This window comes from Bacillus sp. TSO22 (assembly GCF_020223595.1).
Lineage (GTDB): Bacteria > Bacillota > Bacilli > Bacillales > Bacillaceae > Bacillus > Bacillus inaquosorum.
In genome coordinates, this window is sequence record NZ_JAHAWO010000001.1 from 334,296 (window position 1) to 352,670 (window position 18,375).

General features: G+C 44.9%; 18 protein-coding genes. 15 read left to right on the forward strand and 3 right to left on the reverse strand.

From position 1 onward, the window contains the following. Nucleotides 1-65: 65 nt before the first annotated feature. From ruvA to yajC, 6 genes are read left to right on the forward strand one after another with little or no spacing between them, the layout of a single operon-like run. Nucleotides 66-671, forward strand: coding sequence for a Holliday junction branch migration protein RuvA (gene ruvA / locus KHQ79_RS01745; RefSeq protein ID WP_064814390.1), 606 nt, complete (start codon nt 66-68; stop codon nt 669-671). A gap of 10 nt (nt 672-681) precedes the next feature. After that, nucleotides 682-1,686, forward strand: a complete 1,005-nt coding sequence (gene ruvB / locus KHQ79_RS01750; protein ID WP_019259052.1) for a Holliday junction branch migration DNA helicase RuvB — start codon at nt 682-684, stop codon at nt 1,684-1,686. After that, complete coding sequence (locus KHQ79_RS01755; protein ID WP_003222669.1) at nt 1,679-1,879, forward strand: DUF2905 domain-containing protein; 201 nt, start codon at nt 1,679-1,681, stop codon at nt 1,877-1,879. The genes ruvB and KHQ79_RS01755 overlap by 8 nt, the downstream gene beginning before the upstream one ends. A 29-nt stretch (nt 1,880-1,908) precedes the next feature. Beyond that, entirely contained in the window at nt 1,909-2,937 is a 1,029-nt protein-coding gene (queA, locus tag KHQ79_RS01760) for a tRNA preQ1(34) S-adenosylmethionine ribosyltransferase-isomerase QueA (RefSeq protein WP_019259050.1), read from the forward strand. Nucleotides 2,938-2,964: 27 nt separating this feature from the next. Then, complete coding sequence (tgt, locus tag KHQ79_RS01765) at nt 2,965-4,110, forward strand: tRNA guanosine(34) transglycosylase Tgt (RefSeq protein ID WP_003237529.1); 1,146 nt, start codon at nt 2,965-2,967, stop codon at nt 4,108-4,110. Nucleotides 4,111-4,150: 40 nt separating this feature from the next. Continuing rightward, entirely contained in the window at nt 4,151-4,417 is a 267-nt protein-coding gene (gene yajC, locus KHQ79_RS01770; protein WP_003237527.1) for a preprotein translocase subunit YajC, read from the forward strand. 62 nt (nt 4,418-4,479) lie between these two features. Here yajC and KHQ79_RS01775 read toward each other — a convergent pair whose 3' ends face one another. Next, nucleotides 4,480-4,869: a TIGR04086 family membrane protein gene (locus KHQ79_RS01775; protein ID WP_032731974.1), complete on the reverse strand. Its 390-nt coding sequence runs from the start codon at nt 4,867-4,869 to the stop codon at nt 4,480-4,482. A 197-nt stretch (nt 4,870-5,066) separates the two neighbouring features. On the opposite strand from KHQ79_RS01775, the gene KHQ79_RS01780 reads away from it, so the two are divergent. Continuing rightward, a complete protein-coding gene (locus tag KHQ79_RS01780) occupies nt 5,067-5,723 on the forward strand; it encodes a DUF421 domain-containing protein (RefSeq protein WP_060399142.1) in 657 nt (218 codons plus the stop codon). A gap of 3 nt (nt 5,724-5,726) precedes the next feature. On the opposite strand, the gene spoVB is transcribed toward KHQ79_RS01780, so the two are convergent. Further along, nucleotides 5,727-7,283, reverse strand: a complete 1,557-nt coding sequence (gene spoVB, locus KHQ79_RS01785; protein ID WP_003237520.1) for a stage V sporulation protein B — start codon at nt 7,281-7,283, stop codon at nt 5,727-5,729. A gap of 114 nt (nt 7,284-7,397) precedes the next feature. On the opposite strand from spoVB, the gene comN reads away from it, so the two are divergent. The 8 genes from comN (at nt 7,398) to dtd (ending at nt 16,769) form a co-directional block, all read left to right on the forward strand. Further along, nucleotides 7,398-7,694: a post-transcriptional regulator ComN gene (gene comN / locus KHQ79_RS01790; protein WP_003222684.1), complete on the forward strand. Its 297-nt coding sequence runs from the start codon at nt 7,398-7,400 to the stop codon at nt 7,692-7,694. A gap of 38 nt (nt 7,695-7,732) precedes the next feature. Continuing rightward, nucleotides 7,733-9,946, forward strand: coding sequence for a protein translocase subunit SecDF (gene secDF / locus KHQ79_RS01795; protein ID WP_225514098.1), 2,214 nt, complete (start codon nt 7,733-7,735; stop codon nt 9,944-9,946). Nucleotides 9,947-10,100: 154 nt separating this feature from the next. Next, entirely contained in the window at nt 10,101-10,598 is a 498-nt protein-coding gene (locus KHQ79_RS01800) for a cation:proton antiporter regulatory subunit (protein ID WP_003237514.1), read from the forward strand. A 76-nt stretch (nt 10,599-10,674) separates the two neighbouring features. Next, a complete protein-coding gene (locus tag KHQ79_RS01805) occupies nt 10,675-10,998 on the forward strand; it encodes a LapA family protein (protein WP_019259046.1) in 324 nt (107 codons plus the stop codon). 66 nt (nt 10,999-11,064) lie between these two features. Next, on the forward strand, nt 11,065-13,425 hold the full coding sequence (recJ, locus tag KHQ79_RS01810) for a single-stranded-DNA-specific exonuclease RecJ (RefSeq protein ID WP_119914087.1): 2,361 nt from the start codon (nt 11,065-11,067) through the stop codon (nt 13,423-13,425). Between the two features lie 5 nt (nt 13,426-13,430). After that, nucleotides 13,431-13,943 carry an adenine phosphoribosyltransferase gene (locus KHQ79_RS01815; protein WP_003237508.1) on the forward strand — a complete coding sequence of 171 codons (513 nt, stop codon included), beginning with the start codon at nt 13,431-13,433 and terminating at the stop codon, nt 13,941-13,943. Between the two features lie 169 nt (nt 13,944-14,112). Next, nucleotides 14,113-16,317: a GTP diphosphokinase gene (relA, locus tag KHQ79_RS01820; RefSeq protein WP_003237506.1), complete on the forward strand. Its 2,205-nt coding sequence runs from the start codon at nt 14,113-14,115 to the stop codon at nt 16,315-16,317. Nucleotides 16,318-16,328: 11 nt separating this feature from the next. Further along, nucleotides 16,329-16,769, forward strand: coding sequence for a D-aminoacyl-tRNA deacylase (gene dtd / locus KHQ79_RS01825; protein ID WP_003237504.1), 441 nt, complete (start codon nt 16,329-16,331; stop codon nt 16,767-16,769). A 25-nt stretch (nt 16,770-16,794) separates the two neighbouring features. Here the strand turns inward: dtd and KHQ79_RS01830 are convergent, their stop codons facing one another. Then, nucleotides 16,795-18,348 carry an N-acetylmuramoyl-L-alanine amidase family protein gene (locus KHQ79_RS01830; RefSeq protein WP_225514099.1) on the reverse strand — a complete coding sequence of 518 codons (1,554 nt, stop codon included), beginning with the start codon at nt 18,346-18,348 and terminating at the stop codon, nt 16,795-16,797. Nucleotides 18,349-18,375: the final 27 nt, after the last annotated feature.

The window sequence follows — 18,375 nt, forward strand, 5'->3', positions numbered from 1 at the left end:
ACTTTTCTATAAGACTTTGGCTGTTTTTATGGTACAATGAAGAACAGTCAAAGAGGTGAATTTGCGTGATCGAATTTGTTAAAGGGACGATTGATTATGTATCTCCCCAATATATTGTGATAGAGAACGGCGGCATTGGCTATCAGATTTTCACGCCGAATCCGTTTATATATAAGGAGAGAAGTCAAGAAACGATTTTTACGTACCATCATATCAGAGAGGATGCTTTTTCGCTCTACGGTTTTTCAACAAGAGAGGAGAAGGCGCTCTTTACAAAGCTCTTAAACGTGACCGGTATCGGTCCAAAAGGCGCACTCGCCATTTTAGGCTCAGGTGATCCGGGAGCGGTTATCCAAGCAATTGAAAATGAGGATGAAGCCTTTTTGGTCAAGTTTCCTGGTGTAGGAAAGAAAACCGCGCGCCAGATTATTCTTGATTTAAAAGGAAAGCTTGCTGATGTTGTGCCTGAAATGATTGAAAATCTGTTTAATCATGAAGAAAGGCTTGAAAAGCAAACAGCAGAAACGGCTCTCGAAGAAGCGCTTGAGGCCCTCAGGGTTCTCGGATATGCTGAAAAAGAAATCAAAAAGGTGCTTCCTCACTTAAAAGAAGATATTGGGCTGACAACAGACCAATACGTGAAAAAAGCATTACAAAAACTATTGAAGTAAGGTGATGTTCATGGATGAACGGCTCGTCTCAAGTGAAGCAGACAACCATGAATCAGTGATAGAGCAAAGCCTGAGGCCGCAAAATCTGGCGCAGTATATCGGGCAGCATAAGGTGAAAGAAAATTTGCGCGTGTTTATAGACGCGGCAAAAATGAGGCAGGAGACGCTGGATCATGTTCTTCTGTACGGGCCGCCCGGACTCGGGAAAACCACGCTTGCTTCCATCGTTGCCAATGAAATGGGAGTGGAATTGCGGACGACATCAGGGCCTGCGATTGAAAGACCTGGTGACTTGGCTGCCATATTAACGGCGCTGGAGCCGGGAGATGTATTATTTATTGATGAAATACATAGGCTGCACAGATCGATTGAAGAAGTGCTTTATCCTGCGATGGAGGACTTTTGTCTGGATATTGTGATCGGCAAAGGTCCCTCTGCCCGCTCGGTCCGGCTTGACCTGCCGCCTTTTACGCTGGTAGGCGCCACGACGAGGGTAGGGCTTTTGACTGCGCCGTTAAGAGATCGATTCGGCGTAATGTCGCGCCTTGAATACTATACGCAAGAAGAGCTGGCGGATATTGTCACAAGAACTGCAGATGTATTCGAGGTTGAGATTGATAAACCGTCCGCTCTTGAAATTGCAAGAAGATCGAGAGGTACGCCCCGCGTAGCGAATCGTCTCTTGAGAAGGGTCCGCGATTTCGCCCAGGTGCTGGGTGACAGCCGGATTACGGAAGAGATTTCGCAGGATGCGCTTGAGCGGCTTCAGGTTGACCGTCTCGGTTTGGATCATATTGATCACAAGCTGCTGATGGGCATGATCGAAAAATTTAACGGCGGCCCGGTGGGTCTTGATACCATTTCAGCCACAATCGGCGAAGAACCGCATACGATTGAAGACGTGTACGAACCGTACCTCCTGCAAATCGGATTTATCCAAAGAACGCCGCGTGGAAGGATCGTGACACCGGCCGTTTATCATCATTTCCAAATGGAGGCTCCCCGATATGACTGAATTCCCTAAGATCATTATGATTCTTGGTGCTGTTTTGCTTATCATTGGAGCAGTTTTGCATTTTGTCGGCAAGATGCCGGGAGATATTTTTGTGAAAAAAGGAAATGTCACATTTTTCTTCCCGGTTGTCACTTGTATCATCATAAGTGTGGTATTATCAATTTTGCTTAATCTTTTCGGCAGAATGAAATAACAAAAGACTAGAATAAAGGTGAAATCATCATGAAAGTCGATTTATTTGATTTTGAACTACCCGAACGTTTAATTGCACAAGTGCCGTTGGAGCAGCGTGATGCTTCAAGGCTGATGGTGCTTGATAAACATACAGGAGAGCTGACTGACAGCTCGTTTAAACACATTATCAGTTTCTTTAAAGAAGGAGATTGTCTTGTACTGAACAATACCCGTGTGCTGCCTGCGCGGTTATTCGGGACAAAAGAGGATACCGGCGCGAAAGTGGAACTGCTTTTGCTGAAACAGGAAGCTGGTGACAAGTGGGAAACACTTGCCAAACCAGCGAAACGGGTAAAAAAAGGAACCGTTGTGACATTTGGAGACGGAAGATTGAAGGCTGTCTGCACGGAAGAGCTTGAGCATGGCGGCAGAAAAATGGAATTCCAGTATGACGGTATTTTCTACGAAGTGCTGGAATCCCTTGGAGAGATGCCGCTCCCGCCATATATTAAAGAACAGCTCGATGACAGAGAGCGCTACCAGACCGTATATTCTAAAGAAATTGGCTCTGCGGCCGCGCCTACTGCGGGACTTCACTTCACGGAAGAAATCTTGCAGCAATTGAAAGATAAAGGTGTGCAAATTGAGTTCATCACTCTGCACGTAGGCCTTGGAACGTTTCGCCCTGTGAGTGCCGATGACGTTGAAGAGCATAATATGCATGCAGAGTTTTATCAAATGTCAGAAGAAACGGCGGCAGCCTTAAACAAAGTAAGGGAAAATGGCGGCCGGATTATTTCTGTCGGCACGACATCGACACGCACGCTTGAAACGATTGCCGGAGAACATGACGGGCAATTTAAAGCATCAAGCGGCTGGACATCTATTTTTATTTATCCGGGCTATGAATTTAAAGCCATTGACGGAATGATTACAAACTTCCATTTGCCGAAATCGTCATTGATTATGCTGGTCAGCGCGCTTGCGGGAAGAGAAAACGTTCTCCGCGCTTATAACCATGCGGTGGAAGAGGAATACCGTTTCTTCAGCTTCGGAGACGCGATGCTGATTATATAATTTTGAGAACAGGAGGCCTCATCAAAAGTGGCTGAACAACCAATACGCTATGAATTTATAAAAGAATGCAAACAAACAGGGGCTCGGCTGGGCAAAGTGCATACCCCTCACGGCTCCTTTGAAACACCAGTGTTTATGCCGGTCGGCACACTGGCGACAGTCAAAACGATGTCACCTGAAGAGCTGAAAGCAATGGATGCAGGCATCATTTTAAGCAACACTTATCACCTATGGCTCCGCCCGGGTCACGATATTGTCAAGGAAGCAGGCGGGCTCCACAAATTTATGAATTGGGACCGCGCGATTTTAACAGATTCAGGCGGTTTTCAGGTCTTTTCCTTAAGCAAGTTTCGTAATATAGAGGAAGAGGGCGTCCATTTCCGCAATCACCTAAATGGAGACAAGCTGTTTTTATCTCCGGAAAAAGCGATGGAAATCCAAAACGCACTCGGCTCTGATATTATGATGGCGTTTGACGAATGTCCGCCGTACCCGGCAGAGTACGATTATATGAAGCGATCAGTTGAGCGGACAAGCCGATGGGCGGAACGCTGCCTGAATGCCCACAACCGTCAGGATGAACAAGGGCTGTTTGGCATTGTACAGGGCGGAGAATATGAAGATCTGCGTACACAAAGTGCGAAGGACTTGATCTCCCTTGATTTCCCGGGATATGCTATAGGCGGATTATCAGTCGGAGAGCCGAAGGATGTCATGAACCGTGTACTCGAGTTTACAACACCGCTCCTGCCGAAGGATAAACCGAGATATCTGATGGGAGTCGGTTCTCCGGACGCACTGATCGACGGAGCGATCCGCGGGGTCGACATGTTTGACTGTGTGCTGCCTACCCGGATTGCAAGAAACGGCACAGTGTTTACAGCTGAAGGCCGTCTCAATATGAAAAATGCGAAATTCGAAAGAGATTTCCGTCCGATTGATGAAGAGTGTGATTGCTATACATGTAAAAACTACACTCGCGCGTATATCAGACACTTGATCCGCTGCAATGAAACATTTGGCCTTCGATTAACAACTTACCATAACCTTCATTTTCTGTTACACTTAATGGAGCAGGTAAGACAGGCTATTCGTGAGGATCGTCTGGGTGATTTCAGAGAAGAGTTCTTTGAGCGTTACGGCTACAACAAGCCAAATGCGAAAAGCTTCTAAATAAAAATGAAAAACAGGCTTACAGAAAGGGGTGAAAATCATGACAGGCACTTTAGGTACATTGGTTCCTATTATTTTAATGTTTGCGGTCCTTTACTTCTTGCTGATTCGTCCTCAGCAAAAACAGCAAAAGGCAGTACGCCAAATGCAGGAGGAACTGAAAAAAGGCGATTCAGTAGTGACAATCGGGGGATTGCACGGTACTGTTGACTCTATCGACGAAAGCAAAGTCGTCATTAAGACTGGTGAAAACACACGTCTTACGTTCGACCGCCGCGCGATCAGAGAAGTTTCTGCTGCTGAATAACAGCAGGAGCTATACATAGCAAACAAAAAAAAGAGCGGGTGAACCCGCTCTTTTTTTTTTTTTTATGTGGAAGACCTGTTTCCCCTCATGTTCACGCCGAAAATCCCGCCCAGCATGCATACCCCTAAAAATCCAAGATGGAATAGCAGCTGTTCTGCTGTAAATGTCTTTCCGAATCCTAAATACTGAAACAATAAAATAATCAGAGAAAAGCTTAAGGCAGTCAATGCCCCGATCATCCAGCCTCTTTCTTTCCCTTTCCCCCCTGAAATAAACCCGCCGATAAATAAAGAAAGAAATGAGATGGCGTTGATCAGCCAGTTGAATGATGCCTCTTCAAGCGAGGTTGCTGTCAGTAAAAGTGAAACGGCTAAACTCGTCAGGAGCATGGCTGAGAATATGGCGATTAAGCCGTAAAGAATGCCTTTTCCAACTTGTTTCGTTTCCTCCATGAATGTCTCCTCTCTGCCTGTATTAAAAGGCTTCTGATCTTTTTGAACAAAGCCGTCAGACATGCTGATGGCTCGTCTTTGTAAAAATGTATTCCCTTATCCCATGAATTAGACGTAAAAGCTTTATGAAATACGATCGGTTTTCCTTACATAAATTGTTCGTTTTGTTGCATCCTATGATGAGTTGGAGGTGCATGATGGAAGAGCTTCTCACTATTGCGTTTCGCACAATCGTATTATATTTTGTGATACTGGTCATTTTTCGTTTCATGGGCAAACGGGAAATCGGGGAGCTTAGTATTTTAGATCTCGTTGTCTTTATCATGATGGCTGAAATTGCCGTTTTAGCCATAGAAAACGTAGAAGATCATCTATTTCACACCATTTTGCCAATGCTTGTATTAATGATCATCCAAGTGACATTCGCATACTTATCTTTAAAAAACCGAAAAGTTCGCCAGCTTTTGGACGGCAAGCCGACCATTATTATTAAATACGGAAAAATTGACGAAGACGCCATGAAATCACAGCGTTATAATTTTGATGATTTAATGGTTCAGCTCAGAGAAAATAATATCGACAGAGTATCTGATGTATCATTTGCTATTTTAGAGCCGTCAGGCAAACTGACTGTTGTAAAGAAAGAAAACAGCGGAGAGCATCGGCAGCTCGAAATGCCGCTGATTATAGACGGCTCTATTCAAACAGAAAACCTGTCCAGAATCGGCAAAGACAAACAGTGGCTGCATGAAAAGTTACGAAAACACGGATATACAAACCCTTCAGACATTTCTTTTTGCTCGTTTACTGACGGAGAGTTATTTATTGATGAAAAAGATGGGCACCGCACGTGACCTTTACCGGACGATCAGACGTCCGATAATAGGAATGCGGCGAAGCTCATCTTTTTTAATTAAACCGAATGCGAGCAGGAGGATGATATAGATGCCTGCACTCATCGCAATCCATCCGGCGACATTCACAGCCTCGGACGCTCCAAAGCTTACACATTGTTTGATGGCGGAACTGATGAATCCGGAAATCACAATAACAGCAAAACTGAGTGCGTACTCCTTGATTTTAATACTGATCGGCAGTACCTTGCTTACTGTTGCCGCGTGCAAAAGCGTGACGAGCACCATACCTGTCACAATGGCTAATGCTGCGCCCATAATGCCGAGGGACGGTCTGGTGGCAAGGACGAAAATAAGGCCTGTTTTGACAAGCGCTCCGATTAGGCTGTTCATCATCGCAGCCCCGGCTAAATTAAGCGCCTGCAGCACTGCTTGAAGAGGGCCTTGGAAATAATAAAGCAGAAAAAACGGGGCCATCACTTTTATAAATACAGCAGCGCCTGAGGACCCATACATCACCCTCATCAGCTCATCCGCAAATACGAATAAAATGACAACTGAAATGCCTCCGCTAAGCAGGCAGAGCCGCATGGCTTGTTCCAAGCGGTATTCCACCACCTGCAATTTTTTCTGCTCCATTCCTTCACTGATCGCAGGAACAAGCGCGGTCGACAAAGAATATGTAATAAAGCTGGGCAGAGTCAGCAGCGTCATGGCAAAGCCCGTCAGTTCGCCGTATTGCTTTGTTGCGGCAACTGTCGCCACGCCGGCAATGGCAAGGCTTTGGGCGACGACAATCGGCTCAAAAAACCAAGAAAGATTTCCGATAAAACGGCTTCCGGTCGTTGGAAGGGATACGCTCATTAACTGGGAAAAAGTTTGTTTTCCGTTTTTTATTGACTGGAAAAAGTGCTTTCTGATTTTAATTGTCTTTTTATACTTAAAGCAAATGAATAAATAAAGGAGTGACGCCAGTTCCCCTGCGACTGAGGAGATCATTGCCCCCGCTGCAGCATATTCAATTCCGTAAGGGAGAAAAATCGTCGTGCATACAGCGACAAGTGAAATCCGGACGACCTGTTCAAGGACTTGAGACACGGCAAGCGGGTTCATATTCTGTTTTCCTTGAAAGTAACCCCTCAGTACACTCGATATAGCGATAATCGGTACAACTGGCGTAATGGCCAGAAGCGGGTACAATGTTCTCTTATCTGTCAGCATCGTTTCAGCCATAACCGGGGCGAAAAACAGAAACAGCGGTGTAAAGATCAGGCTGAGCACTCCTGTGATGGTCAGAGACATGACTAAAATATTTTTCGTTTTTTGATGATCGCCGCGCGCGCTGGCTTCAGCCACAAGCTTACTGATCGCCACCGGCAGACCGAATTGAGTTAATGTAGTGGCTAAGAAAAAGGTAGGCACCGCCATCATGTAAAGCCCGACTCCTTCTTCACCGATAAAACGGGCGATAACCACCCGGTTGACAAACCCGAGCATTCTTGTAACCATTCCTGCTGCGATAAGGATAAGAGTGCCCTTTAAAAACGTCTGTTTCGCCATTTTTACCCCCTGCCTTCTCAAACTACCTGTAATCATATACAATAAAGATATGCGTATATATCGTCCAAGCATGACAAGTCTTCTTGAAAAACAATAAAAAGGAGCGTGGAATTCATGGAGAAGCATCCCGCCGATCTATATAAAGACCACGTCAGGCCGTTTCTTTACAGCAAACTGGAAGAGTTTAAGATTCTCGGGTATGATGATGTTGAACTCGAAAGTTTGTGGTCATACTTAACAGGTAAGAAGTGGAAAAAGAAAACGGAACTGCACATTTATGAGATGACGAGCGATATTTTATCAGTGAAAATTGGCGAATTTATGAACTATGCAACCGTTGAGTCATTTAAAACGTCTAATTGGCTGGGAAGTGAAGAAGGCCAGGAAGCATTGGAAGAACTGCTGAGATAGCAGGTTGATTCGCACAGGTTTAAGGGAGGATATACATAATGAAAAAAGGACGCTTGATTGCGTTTTTCCTTTTCGTTTTATTGATCGGCACGGGCTTGGGCTACTTTACGAAGCCTGCCGCTAACAATATTACGTTAGGATTGGATTTGCAAGGCGGATTTGAGGTGCTGTATGATGTACAGCCCGTAAAAAAAGGTGACAAAATCACAAAAGACGTTCTGGTCAGCACAGTAGAGGCGCTGAACCGCAGGGCCAACGTTCTCGGTGTCAGCGAACCGAACATCCAAATTGAAGGAAATAACCGGATTCGCGTTCAGCTCGCTGGGGTGACAAACCAAAACAGAGCGCGTGAAATCTTGGCGACTGAAGCCCAGCTTTCTTTCAGAGATACGAATGACAAAGAATTGCTGAATGGCTCTGACCTCGTCGAAAACGGAGCCAAACAAACATATGATGCCAAAACAAATGAACCGATTGTCAGTATTAAACTGAAAGATGCTGATAAATTCGGTGAAGTGACCAAAAAGGTCATGAAAATGGCGCCAAATAACCAGCTTGTCATTTGGATGGATTACGAAAAAGGGGACTCCTTCAAAAAAGAAGTTCAAAAAGAGCATCCTAAATATGTATCCGCTCCAAATGTAAGTCAGGAATTAAACACAACAGACGTTACAATTGAAGGACAATTTACCGTTCAAGAAGCGAAAGATTTAGCCAGCATTTTAAACGCCGGCGCGCTTCCTGTGAAACTGACTGAAAAATATTCGACATCAGTAGGCGCACAATTCGGCCAGCAGGCACTCCATGATACGGTGTTTGCCGGTATTGTCGGTATTGCAATTATTTTCTTATTTATGCTTTTCTATTACCGCCTGCCGGGATTAATCGCTGTGATTACGCTATCAGTTTATGTATACATTACACTCCAGATTTTTGACTGGATGAATGCTGTACTTACACTTCCGGGAATTGCCGCTCTCATTTTAGGTGTCGGGATGGCTGTTGACGCCAACATCATCACCTATGAGCGGATTAAAGAAGAGCTCAAGCTAGGAAAGTCAGTCCGCTCTGCCTTCCGTTCAGGAAACAGACGGTCATTTGCGACGATTTTTGACGCGAATATTACAACGATTATTGCAGCAGTTGTGCTCTTTATCTTCGGGACAAGCTCTGTTAAAGGGTTTGCGACGATGCTGATTCTGTCGATTTTGACAAGCTTTATCACTGCCGTTTTCTTATCGAGATTTCTTCTCGCTCTCCTTGTGGAAAGCAGATGGCTTGATCGGAAAAAAGGCTGGTTCGGCGTCAACAAGAAGCATATCATGGATATTCAGGATACGGACGAAAATACAGAGCCGCATACACCGTTCCAAAAATGGGATTTCACGAGCAAACGCAAATATTTCTTTATTTTCTCCAGTGCGGTCACGATAGCCGGGATTATTATCCTGCTTGTGTTCAAGTTGAATCTTGGCATTGACTTTGCAAGCGGTGCACGTATTGAAGTGCAAAGCGACCATAAGCTGACGACAGAGCAGGTGGAGAAGGATTTTCAATCTCTGGGCATGGAACCTGATACTGTAGTTCTGTCAGGCGAAAAGAGCAATATCGGTGTTGCCCGTTTTGTTGGAGTGCCAGATAAAGAAACCATTGCAAAAGTCAAAACGTATTTCAAAGACAAATACGGATCAGAGCCAAATGTCAGCACAGTTTCACCGACAGTCGGCAAAGAGCTGGCAAGAAATGCGCTGTACGCAGTTGCTATAGCTTCAATTGGCATCATCATTTACGTTTCGATCCGATTCGAATACAAAATGGCGATTGCCGCAATAGCTTCACTGCTTTATGACGCTTTCTTTATCGTCACGTTCTTTAGCATTACAAGGCTTGAGGTAGATGTTACGTTCATCGCGGCCGTCTTGACGATTATCGGGTATTCTATTAACGATACTATCGTTACATTTGACAGGGTTCGCGAGCATATGAAAAAGCGCAAACCGAAAACATTTGCCGACCTGAATCATATTGTAAACCTGAGCCTGCAGCAAACCTTTACACGATCTATTAACACAGTATTAACTGTCGTGATTGTTGTCGTGACATTACTGATCTTTGGGGCATCTTCTATTACAAACTTCTCAATTGCTCTATTGGTCGGGTTGTTAACAGGCGTTTATTCTTCTCTCTACATTGCCGCACAAATTTGGCTTGCATGGAAAGGAAAAGAACTGAAAAAAGATTCGGCACAATAAAAAAACAGGCTGTCCTTTGCAGGGCAGCCTGCTTTTTTGAAGTTTCATTGAACTTAAAATAGACATTTGCTATAATGACATACGCTTACATTTAAACATATAAATGGTGTTAAGAGTGTTTGTGACAGGTTTTCAGAATGTGGGAGGGTTATATATGAGGGTTCGCGAATCAGAGCTGCCGGGCATAGGGCAAAAAGTTGAAATGATTACTAGAAACCACGATAAAATTTCAATTATTATTCATCATGACGGCCGGAGAGAGCTATACTATTTTGACGAAAACGATCATGAAGAATGTGTTGCCTCCGTGCAGTTAGATGACGCTGAAGCTAGGCAAATTTCTGCAATTCTCGGCGGAATGGCATATAAACCGAAAGCATTAGAAAGCGTCGAGGCAGCCCTTGGTGATTTGATCATAGAATGGTTTAAAGCAGAGACTGGAGCGCCTGCCATTCATCATACAATTGGTGATTTGGATGCAGGGCAGGAATATCATGTGACTGTCATTGCGATCATTAAGAAGAATCAAGAAAAACAATTAAATCCGGGATCTGAAACAGTCATTGATGAGGGCGATACCCTTGTGATTTCCGGTGAGAGAAACGGACTGAAGAGGCTGATCCGGGAAAAATTAACTGCAAATGAGGCTTGACCTAGCGTCAAGCCATGTTTAAAACCAGTCTTGATAGGGAAAGTTACCTCAATAAGTGAAGTTTGGGGGAAAGAGAATGAATAAACAATGGACCATTATTTTCGCACTTATTTTTACCTTAATTGTCGCTATTTTTGCAGTCATTAATGTCAGATCGGTAGAAGTTGATTACCTGTTTGGCAGATCAGAATGGCCGCTCATTCTTGTCATTTTAGGCTCAGTTTTAATGGGAGCGCTGATCGTGTTTTCTGTTGGGATTTTTCAGGTGATGAAATTAAAGCGGGAAATAAAAGCGCTGCGGAAAGAAAACAAAACTGCGATACATAAACAAGAGGATACTCAACTTGCTGATCAGACCGATACACAGGATGCATCAGCCGTGATTGAGAAAAAAGACTAGTTTTCGAATAATATTTGAAACCCCTCAGCTTGCTCTAGTATAATAGGGTGGTTGAGGGGTGAATTTATGTTAGCGTCAAAAATGCGATGGGAAATCCAGCGACCAGATCAGGATAAGGTCAAATCACTCACAGAACAATTGCATATAACACCTCTTGTTGCGTCCCTGCTTGTAAAAAGAGGCTTTGATACGGCAGAAAGCGCAAAGCTGTTTTTACATACAAAGGATGCCGATTTTTATGACCCTTTTGAAATGAAGGGCATGAAAGAAGCGGCAGAGCGTATAAAACAGGCGATTTCACAACAAGAACAGATTATGATATATGGCGATTATGACGCCGATGGAGTTACCAGTACGTCAGTGATGCTGCACACACTGCAAAAGCTGTCGGCTCAAGTTGATTTTTATATACCTGACCGCTTTAAAGAAGGATATGGCCCTAATGAACAGGCGTTCCGTTCGATTAAAGAACGGGGCTTCTCTCTGATTATTACGGTTGATACAGGAATTGCCGCCGTGCATGAAGCAAAGGTGGCAAAGGAACTTGGGCTGGATGTCATTATAACCGATCACCATGAGCCGGGACCGGAGCTCCCGGATGTTCACGCGATCGTCCACCCGAAGCAGCCGGGCTGCACCTACCCGTTTAAAGAATTGGCCGGGGTCGGAGTCGCGTTTAAGCTTGCTCACGCTTTATTGGGCGAACTTCCAGATGAACTGCTTGACTTGGCGGCAATCGGTACTATTGCCGATCTTGTCCCGCTGCATGACGAAAACAGATTAATTGCAACACTAGGACTTGAAAGGCTTCGGCGGACGACTCGGCTGGGTTTAAAAGAGCTGATCAAGCTGTCAGGCGGAGACATCGGAGAAGCGAACGAAGAAACAGTCGGTTTCCAGCTTGCACCAAGGCTGAATGCCGTCGGAAGAATTGAACAGGCTGATCCCGCAGTTCATTTGCTCATGTCAGAGGATCCGTTTGAAGCGGAAGAGCTTGCCGCTGAAATTGATCAGCTGAACAAAGAACGCCAAAAGATGGTCAGCAAAATGACGGATGAAGCGATTGAAATGGTTGAACAGCAAGGTCTCAATCAAACTGCAATCGTCGTGGCCAAAGCCGGGTGGAATCCGGGAGTCGTCGGGATTGTGGCTTCAAAGCTAGTGGACCGTTTCTACAGACCGGCCATTGTGCTCGGCATTGATGAAGAAAAAGGGATTGCTAAAGGTTCGGCCCGAAGCATCAGGGGCTTTAATTTATTCGAGAGCCTTTCTGAATGCAGAGATATTCTCCCTCATTTCGGCGGCCATCCAATGGCGGCGGGGATGACGCTGAATGCCGAAGATGTGCCGGATTTGCGTAACAGGCTGAATGAAATAGCGAACAACACGCTTACGGAAGAAGATTTTATTCCTGTACAGGAAGTCGATCTTGTCTGCGATGTCGAGGACATTACAGTTGAAAGCATCACAGAGATGAACCAGCTGTCCCCATTTGGCATGCTGAACCCGAAACCGCACGTTCTCGTAGAAAACGCTGTGCTGGAAGATGTCCGCAAGATCGGGGCTAATAAAAATCATGTCAAAATGACGGTCAGAAACGAGTCATCCCAGCTTGATTGCGTCGGTTTTAATAAAGGTGAGCTTGAAGAAGGCATCGTCCCGGGTTCAAGAATTTCAATTGTCGGTGAGATGTCAATCAACGAATGGAACAATAGAAAAAAACCGCAGCTTATGATTAAGGATGCCGCTGTTTCTGAATGGCAGCTGTTTGATTTAAGGGGAAAACGGATGTGGGAAGACACAGTTTCCGCCCTTCCATCTGCTAAACGGGCCATTGTCTCTTTCAAAGAAGACTCAACAACACTTCTTCAGACTGAAGACCTTCGCCGCGAAGTGCACGTCATTAGCTCTGTAGATCAAGCGAAGGCGTTTGACCTCGATGGTGCATATATTGTATTACTTGATCCGCCGCCTTCGTTGGACATGCTTGCACGTTTGCTGGAAGGCAAGGCGCCTGAGCGGATATATTTTATTTTTCTCAATCATGAGGACCACTTTTTATCAACTTTTCCCGCAAGAGACCACTTTAAATGGTATTATGCGTTCTTGCTGAAAAGAGGCGCTTTTGACGTAAAAAAACACGGTTCAGAGCTTGCAAGACATAAAGGCTGGTCCGTTGAAACAATCAATTTCATGACAAAGGTGTTTTTTGATCTAGGTTTTGTTAAAATAGAGAATGGTGTGCTGTCTGTGGTTAGCGGAGTAAAGAAACGCGACTTAACAGACTCACAAACATATCAGGAGAAACAGCAGCTGATGGAACTGGATCAAAAGCTGAATTATTCTTCTGCTGAAGAGCTGAAGGAATGGCTGAATAAGCTGATGAAACAAGATTCAGAGGCTTATGAAAGTACGAGGAGGACATAAAACAGATGGATTTAAAACAATACGTAACAATTGTACCGGATTACCCGAAAGAGGGCGTGCAATTTAAAGATATTACGACACTGATGGATAAAGGCGATGTATACCGCTATGCCACAGATCAAATTGTTGAATATGCGAAAGAAAAACAAATTGATTTGGTCGTCGGCCCTGAAGCGCGCGGCTTTATTATCGGCTGTCCCGTTGCTTACGCGCTAGGCGTAGGTTTTGCGCCGGTCCGCAAAGAAGGCAAACTGCCACGTGAAGTGATCAAAGTGGATTACGGCTTGGAATACGGAAAAGACGTATTAACGATCCACAAAGATGCCATTCAACCGGGGCAGCGTGTGCTTATTACAGACGACCTGCTTGCGACAGGCGGCACAATTGAAGCCACAATCAAACTTGTTGAAGAGCTTGGCGGCGTTGTTGCTGGTATCGCTTTCTTAATCGAGCTTTCTTACCTTGATGGCAGAGAAAAACTTGATGATTATGACATTTTAACATTAATGAAATACTGAGGATAATCGCATAACGGAAAAAGCACTCCATGTCAGGGTGCTTTTTTCCTATTGTTTTGACATTTATTTTATATAATATTTGGCTATTTGAACTTCTGCTCTTTACATCTTTCGTTTTTTTCTTGATAATAAACTACAATACAGTTTACATTTTAAAAAAGGTGATTCCATGGCGAACGAACAAGTATTGACTGCCGAGCAAGTTATTGATAAAGCGCGCAGCTATCTATCTGATGAGCATATCGCATTTGTCGAAAAAGCATATCTGTACGCTGAAGGTGCTCATCGCGAGCAATACCGCAAATCGGGCGAGCCATATATAATTCATCCGATTCAGGTTGCGGGCATTCTCGTTGATCTTGAAATGGACCCTTCCACGATCGCAGGCGGATTTTTGCACGATGTCGTGGAAGATACAGATGTGACGCTCGATGACCTGAAAGAAGCATTTTCGGAAGAAGTGGCAATGCTTGTGGACGGCGTAACGAAGCTCGGCAAAATTAAATATAAATCTCAAGAGGAACAACAGGCGGAAAATCATCGCAAAATGTTTGTCGCTATGGCTCAAGATATCCGGGTCATACTGATCAAGCTGGCGGATCGTCTTCACAATATGCGGACGCTGAAACATCTTCCTCAGGAAAAACAGCGGAGAATTTCAAATGAAACGCTGGAAATTTTTGCTCCTTTGGCGCATCGTCTCGGGATTTCAAAAATTAAGTGGGAATTGGAAGATACGGCGCTCCGTTATTTGAATCCTCAGCAATATTACAGAATTGTCAACCTCATGAAGAAGAAACGCGCAGAACGTGAGCTTTATGTCGAAGAGGTTGTCAATGAAGTGAAGAAACGTGTCGAAGAAGTGAATATCAAGGCTGACTTCTCGGGACGTCCAAAGCATATTTACAGTATTTATCGAAAAATGGTGCTGCAAAATAAGCAATTCAACGAAATTTACGATTTGCTGGCTGTCCGCATTCTTGTGAATAGCATAAAGGACTGCTACGCGGTGCTCGGCATCATTCACACATGCTGGAAACCGATGCCCGGCAGATTCAAAGATTATATCGCAATGCCGAAGCCGAATATGTATCAATCGCTTCATACAACGGTTATCGGGCCTAAAGGCGATCCGCTTGAAGTGCAGATCCGCACCTTTGAAATGCATGAAATTGCGGAATACGGGGTTGCGGCTCACTGGGCTTATAAAGAAGGGAAAGCGGCCAATGAAGGCGCAACCTTTGAGAAAAAGCTTTCTTGGTTCCGTGAAATTTTAGAATTCCAAAATGAATCAACTGATGCAGAAGAATTTATGGAATCGCTCAAAATCGATTTGTTTTCTGACATGGTGTATGTCTTTACGCCGAAAGGAGATGTAATCGAGCTTCCGTCCGGTTCTGTTCCGATTGATTTTTCTTACCGGATTCACTCTGAAATCGGCAATAAAACAATCGGTGCCAAAGTAAACGGAAAAATGGTAACGCTGGACCATAAGCTTCGGACAGGTGATATCGTTGAAATTCTCACCTCTAAGCATTCCTACGGTCCGAGCCAGGATTGGGTGAAGCTTGCCCAAACATCCCAGGCGAAGCATAAGATCCGTCAATTCTTTAAGAAACAGCGGCGCGAAGAAAATGTCGAAAAAGGCCGTGAACTGGTAGAAAAAGAAATTAAAAATCTGGATTTTGAAGTGAAGGATGTCTTAACGCCGGAGAATATCCAGAAGGTTGCTGACAAGTTTAATTTCTCAAATGAAGAGGATATGTACGCAGCGGTCGGCTACAACGGCATTACAGCCTTGCAGGTGGCAAACCGCCTGACGGAAAAAGAGAGAAAGCAACGCGATCAGGAAGAACAGGAAAAGATCGTTCAGGAAGTCACTGCGGAATCTAAGCCATACCCGCAAGGAAGAAAACGGGAAGCGGGCGTTCGCGTCAAGGGCATCGACAATCTTCTTGTCCGTTTATCAAAATGCTGCAATCCTGTACCGGGTGACGATATTGTCGGATTTATCACAAAAGGCAGAGGGGTTTCGGTCCATCGTGAAGACTGTCCGAATGTCAAAACGAATGAAGCCCAGGAGCGGCTGATCCCGGTAGAGTGGGAACATGAGTCACAGGTTCAAAAGCGCAAGGAATACAATGTTGAGATAGAGATTCTTGGTTATGACCGCCGCGGATTGCTGAACGAGGTGCTTCAGGCAGTGAATGAAACGAAAACAAATATTTCATCTGTCTCTGGCAAATCGGACCGCAATAAAGTGGCAACCATTCATATGGCGATTTTCATTCAGAATATTAATCACTTGCATAAAGTCGTCGAGCGTATTAAACAGATAAGAGATATCTATTCTGTGCGCCGCGTCATGAACTAGAGGGGTTAAAAATGAGATTAGTTGTTCAGCGAGTAACAGAAGCAAACGTTACTGTGGATGAAGAGGTTGTCGGTCAAATTGGACAAGGCCTCATGGTGCTGGTCGGCATCACTCACGATGATACAGAAGAGGATGCAGCTTACTTAGCCGATAAAGTTGTTCATCTACGTATTTTTGATGACAGTGAAGGAAAAATGAATCTGTCTCTTTTAGATATAGGAGGAGAGATTTTATCTGTCTCACAGTTTACGCTTTACGGAGATACGAAAAAAGGGCGCCGGCCGAACTACATGAACGCCGCCAAACCTGATAAAGCTTTAGGGCTTTATGAAAAATGGAATGACCTGCTTCGTGAAAAAGGAATCAAGGTGGAGACCGGAACGTTTGGAGCAATGATGGATGTTCAGCTAACAAACTCCGGACCGGTCACGCTCATTATGGATTCAAAATAAAAAAGCTGCCAAGAGGCAGCTTTTTTTATTGGAAATATTTCTCTAATCCACTTTCAATCCCGTCTGTTACTTTTTCTTGGTATGAATTGCTATGTACAATGGCTTCTTCCTGCGGATGGCTTACATATCCCAGCTCATACAGCATAGCGGGCTGCCTGTTTTCCCTGAGCACAAAATAATCTCCGAATAACACGCCGCGGTCAGGAATGGAAGAACGCTTTACCACTTCAGAGTGTACATCTGATGCCAGTTCCTGATCTTTGGCAGGACTGTAGTAATAAGCAGTGCTGCCTCTTGTGGAAGTATCTGCATAGCTGTCATAGTGAATGCTTATAAAGGCGTCAGCGTTGCGATAGTGAGACGTGGAGACCCGTGACTGTAAACTGACAAAGGTATCATCCTGGCGTGTCACATACACATCTGCTCCAGCTGATCTGAGTTTACTGGCGAGCAGCTTTGCCGTCTTGATCGTCAGGTTTTTCTCAAATTTGCCCGAATAGCCGATCGTTCCGCTGTCTTTTCCTCCGTGTCCCGGGTCAACAATAATCGTTTTATTGTTCAGAGAGCCGTTTCCGGACGGGGAATCAGAGACAGGCGGCTCACCTGCTTCTTCTGCGCTTTTAGACGTTTGGACCACCCAATTGGCTACATAAGCAGTCTGCCCGTTATCAAGCTTAATTTCATACCAGCTTCCCTTTGAACCAGTAATGGTATACGAATCGCCTTTGGCAGCACGTTCAACGATCGAAGCTGATGTTGACGCTTCACTTCTTAAATTCGTTCCTCCGTATACGATATAGGCTTTTTTAGCGGTGGATGAACTGCCGGCATTTGCTGAATCTTCAGCTGGATCAGAACTAGTCAAAAGGTAATGACTTGCAACCCAGCCTTTCAGCCCATTCACCTCGATGTGAGCCCAGCCATTTTTCTCGTTGAGAATCGTCAGTTTCATTCCGCGGTCAAGTTTTGTTATAATCGCCGCGTCATGTGAGGCGGAGGCTCTTACATTAAGTGAAGAAACACCGACTGTGCCCGTTGATGCCCCGGAAGATTCGGTTTGATCGCTCTCATCAGCTGCTGAACTGCTTCCGCCTGACGTGACATATTCAGATGACACCCATCCGGTGGCATTTTGATAGGATATCTTGATCCAGCCGGAATCTTTATCAATGACAGATGCTTGGCTGCCTTGAGGGAATTTGCCGATGACTTCGTATGAAGTGCCCGGTCCGGTTCTCATCCGCAGATCGGGGTCTGTTGATGTCACAGTGCTACTGCTTTCTGAAGAACTTGAGCTGGCCTGGTCTTCCTTTGTAATAAGCCAGGAGACCACCCATCCTTTTTCTCCGGAACTAAGCTGTATCTGCACCCAGTCCCCGTCTTCCTTTAAAATCGGGTAGTGCTCTCCCTTTTTCACTTCCGCTGTAATGCCGTAGCTAAGCCCCGGGCCGCTTCTGACGTTCATTTCATCTGTTGCGATGACCGCTTCTCCCTGAGCGGCTGTAACAGATGAAAAAGGCGGGAAAAGCGCCCCGGCGACGATAATACATACAATAAGAACAAAGTATTTCTTGCTCATTGTGTCCTCCTTTCGATGATCATAAAA